Origin of the sequence: Winogradskyella jejuensis (genome assembly GCF_900129745.1) — a bacterium.
GTDB lineage: Bacteria > Bacteroidota > Bacteroidia > Flavobacteriales > Flavobacteriaceae > Winogradskyella > Winogradskyella jejuensis.
Genome location: NZ_FQWS01000001.1, coordinates 1,384,497 through 1,404,609, shown reverse-complemented (window position 1 = coordinate 1,404,609; position 20,113 = coordinate 1,384,497). Strand labels below are relative to the sequence as shown.

The window sequence follows — 20,113 nt, the reverse complement described above, 5'->3', positions numbered from 1 at the left end:
AAAATAGCGAATCTTAAAGAAGATAATTCACAAAACTATTCAGCAACTGCCATGGTTGCCACACTTATCTTTACCTCTGGAATTGTTTTAAGGAGTGTTGCACAAGCTTCTATAGTTGCGCCGGTGGTTATAACATCGTCTACAAGCAAAATATGCTTACGCTCTAACCCACTGAAATCTCCATTATCAAAACGTTTCTCAGCATCATCAAAGCGTGTAATTCTATCTTTAAAAACTTGTGTTTTAGTAAGCTCTACTTTTAATAAGCCATGTTCTCTATAATCGGTTTCTAATGCTTTGGCAATAGCCACACCAAATTTTGTTACCTGATTGTAACCACGCTCTCTAAGTTTGTTTTTGTGAATTGGGACTGGTATCACTACATCAATATTTTTATAATCTTCTACAGACTTTAATTCGGCGCCGAGCCAATTACCGAAAAATTCACCGATATGTTCATGTCCTCGATATTTTAGATTATGTAGTAATTCTTGTACTAATCCTTTTTTTGAAAAATGAAGTAACGCGGTAGCACTTTCTAACTGAACACGACCATAAAGCATCTTTTTTATGGCATCATTAGCTTCAAAATGAAAATTGGTTACAGGCAAATCGTGTCTACAAGAAACACATATCACTTTCTCGTTGTCACTGAGTGGCGTTTTGCACGCTTCACAAATTTGTGGAAAGAAGAGATTGATTAAGTTTTGAAACACGTTGAATAATTATAAGTCTTTCGCTTTTCAACTTAAATGTAATACATAATTTTTAAGTGACTATAAATTAGAAAAAAGAGACATTAATTGTGGCGGTTTTTTATTTTTGCAGCATGGCAAATAACGATGATCAATTTAAGAAGGTAATCTCTCATGCTAAGGAGTACGGTTATGTATTTCAGAGTAGTGAAGTTTACGACGGTTTAAGTGCGGTTTATGATTACGCACAAAACGGTGTAGAGTTAAAGAAAAATATACGCGACTATTGGTGGAAAGCCATGGTGCAAATGAATGAAAATATTGTAGGTATTGATGCTGCAATTTTTATGCATCCTACTACTTGGAAAGCGTCTGGTCACGTCGATGCGTTTAATGACCCTTTAATTGATAATAAAGATTCTAAAAAACGTTACCGTGCCGATGTTTTAATCGAAGACTACTGCGCTAAGATTGAAGCAAAGATTGAAAAAGAAGTTAAAAAAGCTGAAAAACGCTTTGGAGACGCTTTTAATAAAGACGAATTCATCTCAACCAACGGCCGTGTTTTAGGCTACCAAGAAAAGATAAATACTATTTTGTCTCGAATGGGTAAATCTTTAGAAAACGAGGATTTAGCTGATGTAAAAGCACTCATCGAAGAACTTGAAATTGCTGACCCACTTTCTGGAAGTAAAAACTGGACAGACGTAAAGCAGTTTAACCTTATGTTTGGCACCAAACTCGGTGCATCAGCAGATTCTGCTATGGACTTGTACCTAAGACCAGAGACGGCACAAGGTATATTTGTTAACTTCTTAAATGTGCAAAAAACGGGGCGCATGAAGATTCCGTTTGGTATTGCACAAACCGGAAAAGCTTTTAGAAACGAGATTGTAGCACGCCAGTTTATCTTTAGAATGCGTGAGTTTGAACAGATGGAAATGCAGTTTTTTATAAAACCGGGTACGCAAACTGAATGGTTTAAATATTGGAAAGAACACCGCTTGAAATGGCATTTGTCACTCGGATTAGGTGAAGACAACTACCGTTTTCATGACCATGAAAAATTAGCACACTATGCAGATGCAGCTACTGATATAGAATTTAAATTCCCATTTGGGTTTAAAGAATTAGAAGGTATACACTCTCGTACTGATTTTGATTTAAAACAACACGAAGAGCATTCTGGAAAGAAATTACAGTATTTTGACCATGAAGTTAATGAGAGTTACACACCTTACGTATTAGAAACTTCTATTGGTCTCGATCGCATGTTTTTGGCTGTATTCTCGAACTCACTTGTTGAAGAAGAATTAGAAAATAATACGACGCGTACAGTTCTTAAATTACCAGCAGTTTTAGCACCAGTTAAAGCAGCTATTTTACCACTCGTAAGAAAAGATGAGGCTTTAGTTAAACTCTCTAAAGAAATAATTGAAGACTTAAAATGGGACTTTAGCGTCGCTTATGACGAGAAAGATGCTGTAGGTCGTCGTTACCGCAGACAAGATGCTAATGGAACACCATTTTGTATTACGGTTGATGGCGAAAGTTTAGAAGACAATACCGTAACCATACGTCATAGAGACACTATGGAGCAGCAACGTGTTAAGATTGAAGACCTAAAATCCATCATAAAAAAAGAAGTGGATGTTAAGGAATGGTTGATGAGAATGTAATCTGACAACTAATTAAATAAAAGCCAACTCAATGAGTTGGCTTTTTTATTTAAGAGATACTTTCTAAAACCGATACCCTATCCTTAGATGCAAATTAACTGCGACATCGTCTTCATCGAACAAAATAACATTATCCTTTTTAAAATAGCGAACATATCCAATACCAAAACCAGCTTCATAATTAAAGTGCTTTCCTACATGTCGTCTAATTCCATACGTGGGAATTATAGATAAATCGCCAATGAGATTAATATTGTCATTATTATTAATAACAAACCAATCTGGATGATACGTCGTTTTTATTGAGATAAAATTACCCGAATTGCCATCTATTCGTTTATTTCTATCAACACGTCTATCGAAGTTGTAATACCAACGAGGTTCAAGTGTAATTGCTGCTACAAATGCCAAACCAAAATCATTTGGCCCATTACTTAAAATACCCGCATCTAAACCTAACTCGGTTCTTAATGCAAACTGGTTAGACAGCTTAGATTCATTATGAGCCCAAATACCTAAGAATCCCGTTTGTATTCCGAAAACAGATTTTTCTACGCTTGCAGATTGCGAATTAGACCATAAAAAGATTGAACAAAAGGTGATGCTAAGAAGTATTTTTTTCATTTTTTAATAGTGATTGAAATTAGTTGTTTCTTACATCTAGAATCACACCACAAAGATGTAAAGTTTTAGAAAAGATTGCGTATGATTTCTGACTTTTTAAAAATAAGCCTTTAACTGTACGGTACCTGTATGTATAGTCTTCGACGTTTCAGTTTTTCGCCCAAAATAATTAAAGTTTAGGTCTAAAAACTTAGTTAACTTTTTCTGAGCAATCAAGCTCCACGTAAAATTTCGTCCGGGTTGTAAACCTTCTAAAATCTGAAATGCCACTGGCGTATTAGCACTGCCATTATAATCATTCTGAAAGTAGTTGAACTCTCCTGTCAATGCCACTTTTTGTGCATTATTATAAGTGAAAGAAAATCCATAATTATTTTGGCTCAACTCTTCAGAATTTCCAATGGTATTTATCTTATTCGTGAATTGATAAAACACATCAAACTGTGCGTTTTCATTAAAAATGTAGGACAACTTTGGTTGAAATTGGGTTTCATCAATATTAAAGTTTCTAGTTGCAAAACTTTCATTAAAGCTCTCAGAATTACTAATGCTCCATTCGGTATTTAGCAACCAACTTTTAGCAAACTTGTGATTAAAATTCACTTGATGACTTCGTAATCTGTTCTGCTGTGCTCCAATAGATAGCAAGGTTTGATTCTTATTGGTTAAAAACGTGTAAGACGTGGTGTAACGTTGCTTACCACGATTATAAAATAAGACGTTTCGTAGACTAAAATTCAGCCCTAAACGATTTGGGTCGTTATCGTTATCGTCATTTAAAGCTTCAAACGGATTAAGATTAAAATCACTTCCATTACGCCTCAACTTATTATCGACCAAAAACGAGGTTTGGTTGTAAAAATGTGACCAAAACTTCTTCGATTTATTTTCTGACACATTCCAAGGTTGTGGATTAAAAGTCACGGTTTGACTAAAACGATTTTGATGCGTTTGGACAAACACTTGATTAGGTAGCAATACTCGAATATAATTACCCTGGTCCGCAAATTGTGCTGTTTCAAATTCACCCAATTCTTGGATGCCGTTTTCGTTATAATCTATCCAAGTAAAGTTCCCTTGACCAGCTTCAACCTCAACAAAAGTGAAATCTTGTTGTGGTAAGGTTCCTGAATTGGTTTCGTAACTGGTATTCAGCAACAACACGTTTTTAAACAAACGCTGGTTGTAGTTTAATCGGCTATTTAAAGATTGCTCATCTTCAACTAAATTGTCTTCAGCTTTCAAGTTTCTGTAATTAACAAATAGTTGAAGACTCGAGGTTTTACTTTGGATTAATCTAGACTTTAAGTAATAGGTGTTTGATGTATTAACACGCTGTAATTGGCCATCTCTTAGACTATCGTTAACGCGGTTGATGTAACCCAACTCTACAAATAATTTTGTACTATCCCCAACACCTGCAAAGGCTTCATAAGAGGTGAATTTTTGACTTAAAGCCGTAAGGTTTCCTGTTACTTTTTCGGTTTGTTCGTTGTCTTCTAAAGCTACTTTAACGCCCGCCCATTTATTACCTTTTCCGTAAACTACCCGATTAAAAGAACGTGTAAATTTAGACTCATTGACCGTAGAATTACTCGTCAATGCACTCGATTTTGAAAAAATAGTGAAGTTCCCCAATCGAAAATCGGCGTTGAGATTATGACGATTTCCATTAAAGTTTTCAGAATAATTAAGATGCTCAAAAGTATAGGCGGCTCTCCCTTTTTTATGATGAAATACTTGCACTCCAGAATTAAATAATAACTGATTTCCTAAACTCACATTGCCTTGATTGGCTTGAGAATTATCTAAATTCCAATCACGCGCAAATTCAGGTCGGTACAAACGTTGGACCGTTCTAAAGTTATCTTGAAGATAATCCACATCTGCAAGTGCTGAAACATTCCAAGTGCTATCTTTTTTAATAATTTTTTGTTGAAATTTTAACTTCCCCGCAAAACCATCATTGTTACTGTCGTCAATTCCAGAAAATAAGTTTAAATCGTTTTTACTTCCAGATAATTCGAAAAAGACATTTGTCTTTTCTGTTGGAATATAGGTTCCGTTAAGCGTCGCTATCTGTAGACGCTCTGGTGCAATTAACTGAATAATTGGCTCAAAATTCCCTTGAGGAATTCCTGCTATTGGCGGCACATATTCGTAAATATTAGCAATGGTACTATCGTTGCTCAACACATAGTTCCCTTGGTTGTCTCCAACCAAAGTGAAACGTACACTAAATAATTGGTCGTTTGAATCGTTAGAAAACACAAAAATTTCTTCTGCGCCTATCATTTCTTTTCGGTAGAGAATTCTATTTTCTGAAAACGTTTCCTCAACGGCAGATGGTGCTGTCATTAAACTCATATCGTCACCTGCATTTGCCAAAATTTGAACTTGCTCCGTAGATAAATTTTGCTGCAGGGGTTGATTTTTAGCATCACTTTCAGAATATACAGAGAGGTTCATTTTTAGCTTTTCACTTTCGTATTTACCACCTCCATAAACTGTAAATCGTGAATAATTACGCTCGCTAAATTGGTAATCGACCGTGATTCGCATTTCGGAAGTTATCGGAAATGTAGAGTTGAAAATAATTTCGCCTGCATTATAATCGATGATGTAATCTTTATTCTCACCACGTTCTAAAGGTACTCCGTTGACATAAACAGTTTCACTTCCAGAGACCACAAGAACAAACAATTCGCCATTTTGCCCTCGTAATTTATAAGGGCCTTGATTGCCTTCTTGAGCCGTAAACTGACTTGTGGTAAACTGCCCACGCACCAAAGCTCCTGATGCAAAAACAGATGTTTTTTCACTCAAATTTGCATTAACAAAAAGTCCTTGCACACGCTTACTAAATCCATTAAAATAGCTCGTGTTATTCATCAAATCGATATCTCCTGCTCTTATACGCCAATCTTTACTAAATATTTCAATAAAAATCTGATCAAACTCATCCAAACGCTGCGAAAATCCACTTTCCTGTAACGGAATATTGGCATCCTGTATAGATGCTCTTAAAGATACTTTTTCACTTAATTTACCTGAAATCTGCAAATCTAATTCACTATTCAAAACTGAGTTTTGATTGTTTCCAATCGTGACACCACGAGAAATGCTTCCAGATGTGGTTAAACCATCAAAAGGCGTAAAATTGGTATTCCGTTTTGTATTTTGAAATTGATAGAGTTTCTGCCTCGCCTCTGTATTTTGCACAATGATATTATCATCTAATTGGCTATAGATTTTGGTTATAAAATCTGGGTAACGTAAATATTCTACGATGATGGTATCAATAGCTTGAGGTGTTTTAAATCGTAAAACAGATTTAGAAAAATCTATTGAATATAATGTAGAATCGATAACTTCTCCTGTCTTAGATTTTACCTTAAAAAGACTAGGGTTGATGCTTACAGAATCGATTTTTATAGAATCCTTTACAGCTATTCTTTTTGTGCGATAGTTACTCGATTTGCTCTGACCGAAGGCAGTAAATGAAAGCAGAACACAAAAAAAAGTAATTATAATTCGCATATAGAAAACTAACGCCTTTATTTAAGACATATTTCACAATAAAAAGCATTGTAAAAGTACAGTATTATTTATTTTTGGCTAAATGAGAATTATGTCTCCTCGAGCGCAGTCGAGAGGTTTTTAATATTATTTCAATTTAATAGTTCTCGACTGCGCTCGAACAGACAGTATTTATGTTTAAAACTTAAAATGAGACTTCCGCTTTTGCGGAAGATAAATATGAAAATAGCATCATACAATGTCAATGGCATACGTGCCGCTTTAAAAAAAGGATTTATTGATTGGCTAGTAGCTACAGACCCTGATGTCATTTGCTTACAAGAAATAAAAGCCCAAGAAGATCAAATAGATTTAAGTCTTTTTAAAGACGCTGGCTATGAGTTCAACTATTGGTTCAGCGCACAGAAAAAAGGCTATAGTGGTGTCGCTATTTTGAGTAAAACTCAACCAAACCATGTAGAATTTGGAACTGGTATAGAATCTATGGATTTTGAAGGGCGTAACATCCGTGCGGACTTTGACAATGTATCTGTTATGAGCTTGTATTTACCATCCGGCACGAACGATGCGCGTTTGAGTCACAAATTTGAATACATGGATATGTTTCAAAATTATATTAACGAATTGCGAAAAGATATTCCAAACTTGGTGATTTGTGGCGATTATAATATTTGTCATCAAGAAATCGATATTCACAATCCAAAAATGAAAGGTGTTTCGGGGTTTTTACCAGAAGAACGCGAGTGGTTAGGAAACTTTATACAGAGCGGATTAATAGATAGTTTTAGATATTTAAATCCTGAATTGCAAAAATTTTCGTGGTGGAGTTATCGTGCCAATGCGAGGGCTAACAATAAGGGTTGGCGTTTGGATTATGCGCTAGCTACAGAACCTTTACAAGAAAATCTAAAACGCAGCGTTATACTTACCGAAGCAGTACATAGCGACCATTGTCCGATTATGTTGGAATTAGAAGTTTAATATAGTAGATTTAAACGTAACTTAATTTTCTCATCAAATGAAATACAAAATATTAATTTTCATTTCTGTTATTTTATTTTCCTCTCAGGTTAGTTTAAGCCAAGTAAACAAGGATTTTCAATTTAGTTCGGAAGATTTAATTGGGATATGGTCTCAAAAATTAAATTTAAAAACAAAAGAAATATCCTATGAAAAAAGGACGACAGACAAAACTCAGAATTACGGTTTACGTATCCAATTATTAGAAAATGGTGAATATAAAAGTCGTTATTCAGCAAAATGTGGTAATGACAGAAGTCAAGAAAAATTAAATAATAATGGAAGATGGACTCTAAAAAATGACGAGCTGACTATAGTTATTTCGTCACCTGAAAGTAGAAAAGGTATGGTAATTAAAAAAAGAGTGAAAAAACAATCTGATAAAATTACTCTCGTTCAAATCACAACAAATTAAATCAACCCAAATAACAAAATCAATGCTAAAAAAAATCTCAATCTTAGCCTTAAGTCTAATTCTATTTTCATCGTGTGTGTCTAAAAAAATTTACACCGATTTAGAAGACAAATATGCCGATTTAAAAAAAGAACATCGTCAATTGTCTGACGAAAATCAATCACTTTCTGATGCCAAAACAAAGCTTGAGAATGATTTAGAAAAATTGCAAAAGGCATACGAAGATGCTATTACTGAACGTGACCAATTAACCACAGAATTAGCAGCAACAAAAACCAATCTCGAAAACTTAAAAGCGTCTTACAACGCTTTAGAAGAGCAGAGTTCTGCTTCAATCGCTGCAAATTCTAAAAAGAACAGAGAACTTTTAGCACAACTCGAAGCTAAAGAGCAAGCCTTAGCAGCAGAAAGTGACCGCCTAAATCAGCTTCAAAAGGAATTAGAAAATCGTTCTAAACGCGTGGCAGAATTAGAAAATGTCATTGCTTCGAAAGATGCAGCAATGACCAAACTAAAAGATGCTATCTCTAAAGCTTTAACCAATTTCGAAGGTAAAGGTTTAACGGTAGAGCAACGCGATGGAAAAGTGTATATTTCTATGGAAAACAAACTCCTTTTTAATTCAGGTAGTTGGTCTGTTGGGACTGAAGGACGTAAGGCTGTGCAACAATTAGGAAGTGTTTTAGCAGAAAATCCAGACATTGCGGTTTTAATCGAAGGGCATACAGACAACGTACCGTACAAAGGCAACGCGCAATTAAGTGGCAACTGGGACTTATCAACCAAACGTGCAACAGCTATTGTAAATATTTTACGTGAAAATGCTTCTATAAACCCTGAAAATTTAACAGCTGCAGGTCGCGGCGAATATGCGCCAATAGCTTCTAATGACACTGCTGAAGGTCGCGCAAAAAATCGAAGAATCGAAGTGATACTTACGCCAAAGTTAGATGAGATTTCAAAATTGTTGAATGAGATATAAACAAACCATTTTGTCATTCTGAACTTGATTCAGAATCTTTTCTACTGAAGATTAACATACATTTAGACCTTTCAAGTTTTACTAACCTGAAAGGTCTTCTTATTTTTGCTAATTGTTAATGTCGGGTTGAGCGCAGTCGAAACCTAAATGAGATAGTTATTAATGAAATCCTGAAACAAGTTCAGGGTGACAAATTAAAATTTGCCATGAAATACACCAACCTACCACATACGGACATAAAAGTTAGTAAAATATGCCTTGGCACAATGACTTGGGGAAACCAAAACACCCAAGACGAAGGTTTCGCACAAATGGATTTAGCCTTAGATAAAGGCGTTAACTTTTTTGATTGTGCCGAATTATATCCTGTGCCTGCAACAGCCGAAACTTATGCCGAAACCGAGCGTATTATTGGTAATTGGTTTACGAAAACGGGTAATAGAGACAAGGTTGTTTTAGCAACAAAAATAGCTGGCCCAGGCGATTACACCGCGCATATAAGAACTACAGGATTTAGTAAAGAAGCGCTAAACGAGGCCGTTGAAAATAGCTTAAAACGATTACAAACCGATTACATTGATTTGTACCAATTGCATTGGCCAGAACGACAAACAAACACCTTTGGCGTTAGAGATTATAAGCCAAATCCTAATGACCAATGGGAAGATAATTTTAATGAAATCCTTCATAATTTAGATAAAATTGTAAAGTCCGGAAAGGTAAGACAAATTGGAATTTCAAATGAAAAGGCCTGGGGAACCATGCGGTATCTCGAAGAATCTAAGCGGCATAATTTACCAAGACCAATTACAATACAAAATGCGTATTCGTTATTATGCAGACCGTTTGAAGGTGATTTAGCAGAAATTGCACACCGAGAGAATATTGGTCTGTTGGCCTATTCGCCAATGGCATTTGGTGTACTATCTGGTAAATACATTAAAGGAAATGCGGCAGATAATGCACGTTTAAAATTATTCCCGCGTTTTGCAAGATACAGCAGCAACCAAGCTACCGAAGCGACAAAACGCTATTTAAAAATTGCGGAGGACAACGATATATCTTTAGCACAAATGGCCTTGGCTTTTGTAAACGAGCGTCCATTTTTAACTAGCAATATTATTGGCGCAACCAACTTAGAACAACTAGAGGAAAACATTGACAGCATCAATATTTCATTAAGTGATGATGTAATGAAAGCGATTAATGAGGTGCATGCAGAGATTCCAAATCCTGCTCCATAAACATCATATTTCAAATTAAAAACATAATAAATCCGAAGCAAAAAACTTCGGATTTTTTGGTTAATATACATCTCATTCATTCGTAATCATTAATTTGTTTTCGTAGTTTTATAGACTTCAAAATTCAAAAAAATGTCCGACCAAAAACGACTCTTTCTCGTAGATGCTTACGCACTTATTTTTCGTGGCTACTACGCTTTTATAAAAAATCCAAGAATCAACTCTAAAGGTGAAGACACTTCAGCAATTATGGGGTTCATGAATTCTCTTTTAGATGTTATAAAACGTGAGAGACCAGACCATTTAGCCGTGTGTTTTGATAAAGGTGGAAGTGCTGACCGTGTAGAAATGTATGAGGAATACAAAGCCAATCGGGATGAAACGCCTGAAGGTATACGAACTGCAATTCCTCATATCCATAATATCCTTAAAGCCATGCATATTCCTATAATGGTTAAAGAAGGTTTTGAAGCAGATGATGTTATTGGTACACTTTCGCGACAAGCCGAAAAAGAAGGCTATAAAGTTTTTATGGTAACACCAGATAAGGATTTTGCACAACTGGTAACAGATAATATTTTTATGTATCGTCCTGTTTTTGGCGGTGGTTACGAAACTTGGGGCATACCCGAAGTTCAGAAAAAATTTGAAGTCGAAAGTCCTTTGCAGGTTATTGACTTTTTAGGTATGATGGGAGACTCATCCGATAATATTCCTGGATTACCTGGAGTTGGAGAAAAAACAGCAAAGAAGTTCATCCAACAATTTGGAAGCATGGAAGGTCTTTTAGCAAATACCGACCAGCTAAAAGGTAAAATGAAAGAAAAGGTTGAGGCCAATGGCGAATTAGGTTTACTCTCTAAAAAGTTAGCCACAATTATGCTCGATGTTCCTGTTGAGTTTGATGCTAAAGATTTTGAACTTGACCACCCTGATGTAGAAAAAGTAAAAGAAATCTTTCAGGAATTAGAATTTAGACGACTCACGGATAATTTTCTAAAGACATTTTCTGAAGAAGCTTCTACTCCTTCAGAAAATATAGAAAAAACTGAAGCTAATTCAGATTCTAAACCAACGCCAAAAGAACAAAAATCTGCAGGCGCAGGTCAATTTTCATTATTTGGTGGAGACAATTCATCGCCAACAGAAACTGTTTCAGAATACACTAGAAAAACCGCAGAGACAACATCACATTTTTACCAAAGTATTGCGCCTGGGATGGCCACCAAACTCTTCGTGAAAAACTTATTAAATCAGACTTCAGTATGTTTTGATACAGAAACTACTGGATTAAATCCATTAACTGCAGAACTGGTTGGCATTGCATTTTCCTGGGAGGCTGGAAAAGGATTCTATATTCCTTTTCCTGAAGACAAAGACGAAGCTCAATTGCTTATCGAAGAATTACGCCCATTTTTTGAAAACGAAGACATCGAAAAAATTGGTCAGAACTTAAAATACGATATCAAGGTTTTAGCCAAATATAATATTGAAGTCAAAGGCAAATTATTCGATACCATGTTGGCGCATTATTTAATTAACCCCGACATGCGTCACAATATGGACGTGCTAGCAGAAACGTATCTTAACTATACACCAATTTCTATAACTGAACTCATTGGAAAAAAAGGAAAGAACCAACTCTCCATGCGCGATGTTCCGTTAGAAAAACAAACCGAATATGCTGTAGAAGATGCTGATATTACGCTACAACTAAAAGAACATTTTGAAAAAGAATTAGTCGAAGCTAACATTCAAAAATTATTTGATAATATCGAAGTCCCGCTGTTGCGCGTGTTGGCCGATATGGAATTGGAAGGTATTAATCTCGATAAGGAGTTTCTAAATTCCCTTTCTGAAGATTTGACTAATGACATTGCCTCATTAGAAATCCGAATTTTTGAAGCTGCTGGAGAAGAATTTAATATTGGTTCACCTAAGCAATTGGGTGTGATTCTGTTTGAAAAATTAAAGCTAGTTGACAAGCCAAAAAAGACCAAGACAGGTCAATATTCAACAGCAGAAGATGTGCTAAGTTACTTGGCAAAAGACCATCAAATTATTCAAGATATATTAGACTATCGTGGGCTTACAAAATTAAAGAGCACCTACGTTGATGCCTTACCTGCGCAAGTGGAAGAAAATACTGGCCGCGTACACACCGATTATATGCAAACCGTTGCGGCAACGGGGCGTTTGAGTAGTAACAATCCTAATCTTCAGAATATCCCAATCCGAACTGAGCGTGGACGCCAAGTCCGTAAAGCCTTTGTACCGCGGGATGAAAATTACACTCTTTTAGCTGCAGATTACTCGCAAATAGAACTACGAATTATTGCGGCCTTAAGTGAAGAAGAAACCATGATTGAAGCTTTTAAGAATGGTGAAGATATACATGCCTCAACAGCTTCAAAGGTATTTAATGTTCCTATTTCTGAAGTCACTCGTGAGCAACGAAGCAATGCCAAAACCGTTAATTTTGGAATTATCTATGGCGTTTCAGCATTTGGATTAAGTAACCAAACCAACCTCACCCGTTCTGAATCTAAAGAATTAATTGACACCTATTACGCCACATACCCAAAGCTTAGAAACTACATACAAGATCAGGTAGATTTTGCGAGAGATAATGGTTATGTACAAACAGTTTTAGGACGCCGTCGTTATTTAAAAGACATTAATTCTCGAAACGCTGTAGTCCGTGGAGCGGCAGAACGCAATGCTGTAAACGCGCCAATACAAGGAAGCGCTGCCGATATTATTAAAATTGCGATGATAAACATTCATCAAAAATTAAAGGAAGGCAATTACAAATCGAAGATGCTACTTCAAGTGCATGATGAATTGGTTTTTGACATCTACAAACCCGAATTAGAAGCTATGAAATCCCTCATTAAAACCGAAATGGAAAACGCCTACAAACTTTCTGTTCCGTTAGATGTCGATTTAGATATTGGTGATAATTGGTTAGAGGCGCATTAAAAGGTCATTTTTTTGAAGTAGCTTTGCATCCAATTTTATGAGCATTATTTCAAAAGACATATCAAAAGCTGTAGCCATTTTAAATGCTGAAGAATTAGTAGCTATACCAACCGAAACGGTTTATGGTTTGGCAGGTAATATTTTTAGCGAAAAGGCCATCAATTCTATTTTTGCAACCAAACAACGTCCGTTGTTTAATCCGCTGATTGTTCATATTCCTTCGGTAGAATACCTAAATGAAATTGTTGAGTACATTCCTAAGAAAGCCCAATTATTAGCTGATGCTTTTTGGCCAGGGCCAATTACTCTAGTTCTAAAAAAGAAGTCAATAATCCCTGATTTAATTACTGCTGGGAAAGATACCGTTGCGGTACGTATACCAAATCATCCAACGACATTAGAGTTATTGAAATCTTTAGATTTCCCGCTTGCTGCACCGAGTGCAAATCCATTTAGTAGCATTAGTCCTACTTCTGCAGAGCATGTAAACACCTATTTTAAAGACAAAATTAAAATGGTATTAGATGGTGGTCCTTGCACAAGCGGTATTGAATCTACCATTATAGGTTTTGAAAACGATGAACCCATAGTCTATCGTTTAGGCTCTACCTCTATTGAAGCAATTGAAGATGTGGTAGGAAAAGTAGAAGTAAAAAACAAAAAAGAAATAGCACCAGATGCGCCCGGAATGTTAGAGCGTCATTATGCTCCTAAAACTAAAACAATATTAACTGATAATATTGAAGAATCGTTAACACAATATAAAGGTAAAGATATTGGTGTAATAAGCTTTAAAAGCGTGATTAAAGCTGATGAAATTATAATTCAAAAGGCACTCTCAGAATCTGGCGATTTAGTTGAAGCAGCTTCCAAGCTTTATGATGCATTACATCAGTTAGATAAAATGCAACTCGATGTAATTATCGCTGAAAAATTCCCAGATTATGGATTGGGTAAATCTATAAATGACCGTTTAGAACGTGCTACCAAATAAACCTGTACAATTCTTATTTCAAAAGCGTTGATTTTCAGCTTAAAAAAACATGAGCTAAGGTTTGTCAATCCAATAAGTTATCGTAAATTTGCAAACTCTTTTTCGGAAGAGTAATGTTTAATCAATTGTGCCAAAGTGGTGCAAATAAATCAAATTAGTGTGGATACATTAAGCTACAAAACAGTTTCTGCTAACAAAGCTACCGTTAATAAGGAGTGGGTTTTAGTTGATGCTGAAGGACAAACTTTAGGTCGCTTAGCTTCAAAAGTAGCAATACTTTTAAGAGGTAAGCACAAACCTAACTTTACGCCACACGTTGATTGCGGTGATAACGTAATTGTTATTAATGCAGAAAAAATCAACTTAACTGGTAACAAGTGGACAGATAAAAGTTACATCCGTCATACAGGTTATCCAGGTGGACAAAGAAGCCTGACAGCTACTGAAATGTTTGAGAAAGACCCAACCAGATTAGTAGAGAAGTCAGTAAAAGGAATGTTACCTAAAAACAAATTAGGTGCTGTTCTTTTTAGAAACTTAACAGTTGTTGCTGGTACTGAGCACGCTCACGAAGCGCAGAAGCCAAAGACAATTAATTTAAAAGAATTTAACTAATGGAAGTAATTCACAAAATTGGCCGTAGAAAGACGGCTGTTGCCCGTGTGTACGTTGCCAAAGGAAAAGGTAACATCACGGTGAACAAAAAAGACATGGCGGATTATTTTACTACTGCAACATTGCAGTATAAAGTAAACCAACCTTTAGCTATGACTAACAATGATGGCAACTTTGATATTACTGTTAACGTATATGGAGGTGGCATCACCGGCCAGGCGGAAGCTATACGTTTAGCATTATCTCGTGCAATGTGTGAGCTTAATGCTGAAAACAGAGCAATATTAAAGCCAGAAGGTCTATTAACTAGAGATCCAAGAATGGTAGAGCGTAAGAAATTCGGTCAGAAGAAAGCACGTAAGAAATTCCAGTTCTCGAAACGTTAATATCCAAACAACTCTTAATTCAGAATCTGTTTATTCAGATTCTGAATTATTTTATTTTATTGAAATCGCTGAATATTTCAGCAAAATTAAAAACCAGTTATTGTTGCTCATGACGGTAAACGTCAGAGTTTAGTTTAGCATCTAAATGCTAGAGGCCTTATAAAACAAGCCACTTTAGCATTGCTAATTCAACAGAACGTAAACTATTACAAAATGGAAAAAGTAGAAGTAAAAGAATTACTTGAAGCAGGTGTACACTTTGGTCACCTAACACGTAAGTGGGACCCAAACATGGCTCCTTACATCTATATGGAGCGTAACGGCATCCATATTATCAACCTTTACAAAACTGCAGCTAAGATTAACGAAACTGCAGAAGCAATGAAAAAAATCGCTGCTTCTGGAAAGAAAATCTTATTCGTAGCTACAAAAAAACAAGCAAAAGACATCGTTGCTGACAAAGCTGGTGCTGTAAACCAGCCATACATTACAGAAAGATGGCCTGGTGGAATGTTAACTAATTTCGTAACTATCCGTAAAGCTGTTAAGAAAATGGCTTCTATTGATAGAATGAAGAAGGATGGTACATTCAACTCTTTATCTAAAAAAGAGCGTTTACAAGTAGACCGTCAACGTGCAAAATTAGAGAAAAACTTAGGTTCTATCTCTGACATGACACGTTTACCAGGTGCTTTATTCGTTGTAGATATCAAGCGTGAGCACATTGCTATTAAAGAAGCACAAAAATTAAATATTCCAATTTTTGCTATGGTAGATACTAACTCTGACCCGCGTCAGGTGGATTACGTTATCCCAGCAAATGATGATGCTTCTAAGTCTATTGACAAAGTCTTATCTATTGTTACTTCTGCTGTAGCAGATGGTTTAAACGAGAGAAAAGCTGAAAAATCAGATAAAGATGCAGCAGCGGCTGCTCCAGCTCCAAAAGCTGAAGCTAAAAAAGCGGCTCCAGTTGCAGCTCAAGAAGAAGAATAAATAAAGAATTACACAATATTTAAAAGTCGTTTAATTTCTTTTCCAAACCGAAAACAATTAAGCGGCTTTTTCAAATTTTAATATACTATGGAAAACACAGTAAAAATTACAGCAGCAGAAGTAAACAAGCTAAGACAAGCAACTGGTGCAGGTATGATGGATTGTAAAAAAGCACTAGTAGAAGCTGGTGGTGATTTTGATAAAGCAATCGAAGTTTTACGTAAAAAAGGTCAAAAAGTTGCTGCAAAAAGAGCAGACAGAGAGTCTTCTGAAGGTGCTGCAGTAGCAAAAATTAACTCTGACCAAACTAAAGGTATTGCTTTAGTATTAGGTTGTGAGACTGACTTCGTAGGAAAAAACGAAAACTTCTTAAAGTTAGCTAGTGAATTAGGTGATATTGCTTTAAACTACAATAACAAAGAAGATTTCTTAGCTGCTGATTTCGGCGGAATGACTGTTGCAGAAAAATTAGTTGAGCAAACTGGTGTAATTGGTGAAAAATTAGACATCAACGCATTTGAAGTTATAGAAGCAGCTTATGTTGGTGCTTACGTTCATATTAATAAAATTGCGGCTATTGTTGGATTCTCATCTGTTGTAGATAATATCGGAACTTTAGCAAAGGATGTTGCTATGCAAGTTGCATCAATGGGTGCTACTACTTTGTCTTACAAAGATTTTGACCCAGCTTATGTAGCTTCAGAAACTGAAGCTCGTATTGCTGCTATCGAAAAAGACAACATAGAGCTAGGGCGTTTAGGTAAAACATTAAAGAATGTACCTAAGTATATCTCTATGTCTCAATTAACTGAAGACGTTTTAGCTGGAGCGGAAGAAGCTGCAAAAGCAGAATTAAAAGCTGAAGGTAAGCCAGAGCAAATCTGGGATAGAATTTTACCTGGTAAAATGGAGCGTTTTATCTCTGACAACACAACTTTAGACAAAGAGCAGTGTTTATTAGACCAAAACTTCATTAAAGACGAAAAGAAAACTGTTGCTCAATACGTAGCTACTTATGGTGAAGTAGAAGTAACAGGATTTAAACGTGCAACTGTAGGATAATTTATTCCCTATATTAAATATTCAAAAAGCCTTCGGTATCCCGAGGGCTTTTTTATTGAATTACTTTAATGATTTGGGAATAATTTTTCACTTTTAAACCTAGCAATAATTGTTTAGCTTTGCCTAACTTTCAAAATAAATGATGAATTGAGCCGCATAAAGATTTTAGAATTTAGTAAAAATCATAAATTGGTGAAAAACATTAGACTTTACAGAAAAATAGAAATGACCTAATGAAATTCAAAAGAATACTACTTAAACTATCTGGAGAGGCCTTAATGGGTAATCGCCAATATGGCATCGACCCAGTTCGCCTATCGGAATATGCAGATGATATAAAAACTATTACGGACAAAGGCGTGCAAGTTGCTATAGTCATTGGTGGTGGAAACATTTTTAGAGGTGTTGCTGGTGCGAGTAACGGCATGGACCGTGTACAAGGCGATCACATGGGAATGTTAGCTACGGTAATTAATGGTTTAGCTCTACAGAGTGCTCTAGAAGATGCTGGTATTCCTACGCGATTGCAGTCGGCTGTAAAGATTAATGAGGTAGCTGAGCCTTTTATTCGTCGTAAAGCAATGCGTCATTTAGAAAAAGGGCGGGTTGTAATTTTTGGAGGCGGCACAGGTAATCCTTATTTTACTACAGACTCAGCAGCTGTTTTAAGAGCTATTGAAATTGAAGCAGACGTCATTTTAAAAGGAACTCGCGTAGATGGCATATATAATGCTGACCCTGAGAAGGATTCTGAAGCTGTGAAATTTGACCATATTACTTTTGACGATGTTCTAAGAAAAGGTTTAAAAGTAATGGATACCACAGCCTTTACGCTGAGTCAAGAAAATGAATTACCAATTATCGTTTTTGATATGAACAAAAAAGGTAATTTGCTTAAGGTAGTTTCTGGAGAAAACATTGGTACTGAAGTCAACTTGTAAATGTTTGGCTTAAATTTTGATAAACGTCAATTAAATTTATATAACATGGACGAAGACATTCAATTTATAATAGATACAGCAAACGAAGCAATGGATGCTGCTATTAAACATTTAGAAAAGCAATTGGTTAACATTAGAGCAGGTAAAGCCAGCCCAGCAATGTTAGGTAGTGTTATGGTAGACTATTATGGCTCTCAAACACCTCTAAATCAAGTTGCAAATGTTAATACGCCTGATGGACGTACAATTACCGTACAGCCTTGGGAAAAATCTATGCTACAAGAAATTGAACGTGGTATAATGTTGGCTAATCTTGGATTTAATCCAATGAATAATGGCGAAACTATTATCATTAATGTCCCACCTTTGACAGAAGAGCGTAGAAAAGATTTAGCAAAACAAGCAAAAGCTGAAGCAGAAGATGCCAAAGTAGGTATCCGTAACGCACGTAAAGATGCTAATAACGATATTAAAAAAACAGATGTTTCTGAAGATTTACAAAAAAATGCAGAAATAGATGTACAAGAACTAACTGATAAATACGTTAGTAAGGTAGACCATATACTTGGAGTAAAAGAAAAGGAGATTATGACCGTGTAGGATTACTACCAAGCTCCCTCTTTTAATCCATTAACTACAAACCCTTAAGATGTTAAAGCGCTTTTTTGCACTAATTTTGTTATGCATTTCATTTTGTGCTTTAGCTCAAATAGACCCTGAAAATAATTCTGAAGAACAGGCGAAAGAAAAAACGAAAGACTCTTTAAAAAAAAGGGTCTTTCTAGAGAATATTGGGTTGGGATATCTCCCAACAAAGTATTTTAATTTTGACCTTAGATATTTAGTGAAGTTTAATCAGTTTGAAGGTTTTAGAACTGGTCTTGGCGGTATTACCAACGATGGATTTTCAGAAAAATTTAGAGTTAATGGTTATCTTGTTTATGGCTTCAGAGATAAAGACTCTAAATACAGTATTGGAGGTGGTTTTAGGGTTAATGAGCAAACAGATACCTGGGTAAACCTTACTTATACTGATGATCTTCAGGAAACTGGAAGTTCAAAATTTTTGACTGACAAGCGTTTCTTCTCTTTTTTTGAACCTAGATTGCTCAACATTGACTTATTCCACCGTCACATCACAAAATCCGTTTCACTTCAGCATAGAGTTACCAATCATTTACTGTCTGAAACAGAATTTGCAGTAAGTCGTGTAAACCCAACATATAATTACAATTTCTTGTATAATGGAGATACATTTAACACCTTTAATCTCTCTACAGCAAAACTTAGTTTGCAATGGAGCCCCTTTAGTAAATTTGAAATTATAGATAGGCGCGTAGAAGAAAAAATAGATGGGTATCCCAAATTTACTGCGCAAGTCACGCAGAGTATCTCTCGCCTTTTTAATAGCGATTTTAATTTTACTAAACTCGATTTTAGAACAATTCAGCAAATAGACCACGGTAATCAATCTTTAACAAGATTAACGCTTGTAGGCGGTCTTTCTTCAGGTGAGACTCCTATAACACATCTTTATCACGCCTACCCTAATAACATTAGAAAAGAAACCATAATGCAGCGTTTTTCTGTTGCTGGACTAAACAGTTTCGAAACGATGTTTTTTAATGAATTTTTTAGTGACCGTTTTGCTACATTTCAATTTAAACATTATTTAAAACCTTTTAATGTATCAAGACGCTTTAGACCACAAATGGTCTTAATCTCTAGATATGCACTAGGAAACATGCGCAGTATTGACCAACATCAAGGAATAAGTTTTGGAACATTAGACAAATTGTATTCAGAATCTGGCTTTGAAATTAACAAATTGATCTTTGGGTTTGGATTAAGTTTTGCCTACAGATATGGCGGCTATCATTTACCTATTTTAGAAGATAATTTTGCCTTTAAATTTACGTTTAATCTATCGTTATAATT

General features: G+C 35.6%; 17 protein-coding genes. 14 read left to right on the top strand and 3 right to left on the bottom strand.

The window, feature by feature from the left end; all coding sequences use genetic code 11:
* Nucleotides 1–35: 35 nt before the first annotated feature.
* Nucleotides 36–716 carry a ComF family protein gene (locus BUB95_RS06525; RefSeq protein WP_073084470.1) on the bottom strand — a complete coding sequence of 227 codons (681 nt, stop codon included), beginning with the start codon at nt 714–716 and terminating at the stop codon, nt 36–38.
* 113 nt (nt 717–829) lie between these two features.
* On the opposite strand from BUB95_RS06525, the gene BUB95_RS06520 reads away from it, so the two are divergent.
* Complete coding sequence (locus BUB95_RS06520) at nt 830–2,374, top strand: glycine--tRNA ligase (RefSeq protein WP_073084468.1); 1,545 nt, start codon at nt 830–832, stop codon at nt 2,372–2,374.
* A gap of 63 nt (nt 2,375–2,437) precedes the next feature.
* Here the strand turns inward: BUB95_RS06520 and BUB95_RS06515 are convergent, their stop codons facing one another.
* Nucleotides 2,438–2,998, bottom strand: a complete 561-nt coding sequence (locus tag BUB95_RS06515) for a hypothetical protein (RefSeq protein WP_073084466.1) — start codon at nt 2,996–2,998, stop codon at nt 2,438–2,440.
* Between the two features lie 96 nt (nt 2,999–3,094).
* On the bottom strand, nt 3,095–6,538 hold the full coding sequence (locus BUB95_RS06510) for a hypothetical protein (protein WP_073084463.1): 3,444 nt from the start codon (nt 6,536–6,538) through the stop codon (nt 3,095–3,097).
* Between the two features lie 219 nt (nt 6,539–6,757).
* Between BUB95_RS06510 and BUB95_RS06505 the strand changes: the two genes are divergently transcribed.
* The 13 genes from BUB95_RS06505 (at nt 6,758) to BUB95_RS06445 (ending at nt 20,111) form a co-directional block, all read left to right on the top strand.
* Nucleotides 6,758–7,519 carry an exodeoxyribonuclease III gene (locus tag BUB95_RS06505; protein ID WP_073084461.1) on the top strand — a complete coding sequence of 254 codons (762 nt, stop codon included), beginning with the start codon at nt 6,758–6,760 and terminating at the stop codon, nt 7,517–7,519.
* A 37-nt stretch (nt 7,520–7,556) separates the two neighbouring features.
* Complete coding sequence (locus BUB95_RS06500; RefSeq protein ID WP_073084460.1) at nt 7,557–7,973, top strand: hypothetical protein; 417 nt, start codon at nt 7,557–7,559, stop codon at nt 7,971–7,973.
* A 22-nt stretch (nt 7,974–7,995) separates the two neighbouring features.
* A complete protein-coding gene (locus tag BUB95_RS06495) occupies nt 7,996–8,955 on the top strand; it encodes an OmpA/MotB family protein (RefSeq protein ID WP_073084457.1) in 960 nt (319 codons plus the stop codon).
* A 206-nt stretch (nt 8,956–9,161) separates the two neighbouring features.
* Nucleotides 9,162–10,199, top strand: coding sequence for an aldo/keto reductase (locus tag BUB95_RS06490; protein ID WP_073084454.1), 1,038 nt, complete (start codon nt 9,162–9,164; stop codon nt 10,197–10,199).
* Nucleotides 10,200–10,331: 132 nt separating this feature from the next.
* The gene (polA, locus tag BUB95_RS06485) at nt 10,332–13,181 is read left to right on the top strand and encodes a DNA polymerase I (protein WP_073084451.1); all 2,850 of its coding nucleotides are present in this window, start codon (nt 10,332–10,334) and stop codon (nt 13,179–13,181) included.
* Between the two features lie 37 nt (nt 13,182–13,218).
* On the top strand, nt 13,219–14,175 hold the full coding sequence (locus BUB95_RS06480) for an L-threonylcarbamoyladenylate synthase (RefSeq protein WP_073084449.1): 957 nt from the start codon (nt 13,219–13,221) through the stop codon (nt 14,173–14,175).
* A gap of 159 nt (nt 14,176–14,334) precedes the next feature.
* A complete protein-coding gene (gene rplM, locus BUB95_RS06475; protein WP_073085131.1) occupies nt 14,335–14,790 on the top strand; it encodes a 50S ribosomal protein L13 in 456 nt (151 codons plus the stop codon).
* Entirely contained in the window at nt 14,790–15,176 is a 387-nt protein-coding gene (rpsI, locus tag BUB95_RS06470) for a 30S ribosomal protein S9 (RefSeq protein WP_073084448.1), read from the top strand. The genes rplM and rpsI overlap by 1 nt, the downstream gene beginning before the upstream one ends.
* A 213-nt stretch (nt 15,177–15,389) precedes the next feature.
* Nucleotides 15,390–16,172, top strand: a complete 783-nt coding sequence (rpsB, locus tag BUB95_RS06465; RefSeq protein WP_073084447.1) for a 30S ribosomal protein S2 — start codon at nt 15,390–15,392, stop codon at nt 16,170–16,172.
* 87 nt (nt 16,173–16,259) lie between these two features.
* Nucleotides 16,260–17,234, top strand: a complete 975-nt coding sequence (gene tsf, locus BUB95_RS06460; RefSeq protein ID WP_073084445.1) for a translation elongation factor Ts — start codon at nt 16,260–16,262, stop codon at nt 17,232–17,234.
* Between the two features lie 233 nt (nt 17,235–17,467).
* A complete protein-coding gene (gene pyrH, locus BUB95_RS06455) occupies nt 17,468–18,175 on the top strand; it encodes a UMP kinase (protein ID WP_073084443.1) in 708 nt (235 codons plus the stop codon).
* A gap of 45 nt (nt 18,176–18,220) precedes the next feature.
* A complete protein-coding gene (gene frr / locus BUB95_RS06450; RefSeq protein WP_073085130.1) occupies nt 18,221–18,775 on the top strand; it encodes a ribosome recycling factor in 555 nt (184 codons plus the stop codon).
* 49 nt (nt 18,776–18,824) lie between these two features.
* Complete coding sequence (locus BUB95_RS06445; protein WP_073084441.1) at nt 18,825–20,111, top strand: DUF5686 family protein; 1,287 nt, start codon at nt 18,825–18,827, stop codon at nt 20,109–20,111.
* The last annotated feature ends 2 nt before the right edge of the window (nt 20,112–20,113 follow it).

Coding starts and splice junctions, on each gene's coding strand:
- BUB95_RS06520 (WP_073084468.1), top strand. CDS start 830: ATGGCAAATAACGATGATCAATTTAAGAAGGTAATCTCTCATGCTAAG.
- BUB95_RS06515 (WP_073084466.1), bottom strand. CDS start 2,998: ATGAAAAAAATACTTCTTAGCATCACCTTTTGTTCAATCTTTTTATGG.
- BUB95_RS06510 (WP_073084463.1), bottom strand. CDS start 6,538: ATGCGAATTATAATTACTTTTTTTTGTGTTCTGCTTTCATTTACTGCC.
- BUB95_RS06505 (WP_073084461.1), top strand. CDS start 6,758: ATGAAAATAGCATCATACAATGTCAATGGCATACGTGCCGCTTTAAAA.
- BUB95_RS06500 (WP_073084460.1), top strand. CDS start 7,557: ATGAAATACAAAATATTAATTTTCATTTCTGTTATTTTATTTTCCTCT.
- BUB95_RS06495 (WP_073084457.1), top strand. CDS start 7,996: ATGCTAAAAAAAATCTCAATCTTAGCCTTAAGTCTAATTCTATTTTCA.
- BUB95_RS06490 (WP_073084454.1), top strand. CDS start 9,162: ATGAAATACACCAACCTACCACATACGGACATAAAAGTTAGTAAAATA.
- polA (WP_073084451.1), top strand. CDS start 10,332: ATGTCCGACCAAAAACGACTCTTTCTCGTAGATGCTTACGCACTTATT.
- BUB95_RS06480 (WP_073084449.1), top strand. CDS start 13,219: ATGAGCATTATTTCAAAAGACATATCAAAAGCTGTAGCCATTTTAAAT.
- rpsI (WP_073084448.1), top strand. CDS start 14,790: ATGGAAGTAATTCACAAAATTGGCCGTAGAAAGACGGCTGTTGCCCGT.
- rpsB (WP_073084447.1), top strand. CDS start 15,390: ATGGAAAAAGTAGAAGTAAAAGAATTACTTGAAGCAGGTGTACACTTT.
- tsf (WP_073084445.1), top strand. CDS start 16,260: ATGGAAAACACAGTAAAAATTACAGCAGCAGAAGTAAACAAGCTAAGA.
- pyrH (WP_073084443.1), top strand. CDS start 17,468: ATGAAATTCAAAAGAATACTACTTAAACTATCTGGAGAGGCCTTAATG.
- frr (WP_073085130.1), top strand. CDS start 18,221: ATGGACGAAGACATTCAATTTATAATAGATACAGCAAACGAAGCAATG.
- BUB95_RS06445 (WP_073084441.1), top strand. CDS start 18,825: ATGTTAAAGCGCTTTTTTGCACTAATTTTGTTATGCATTTCATTTTGT.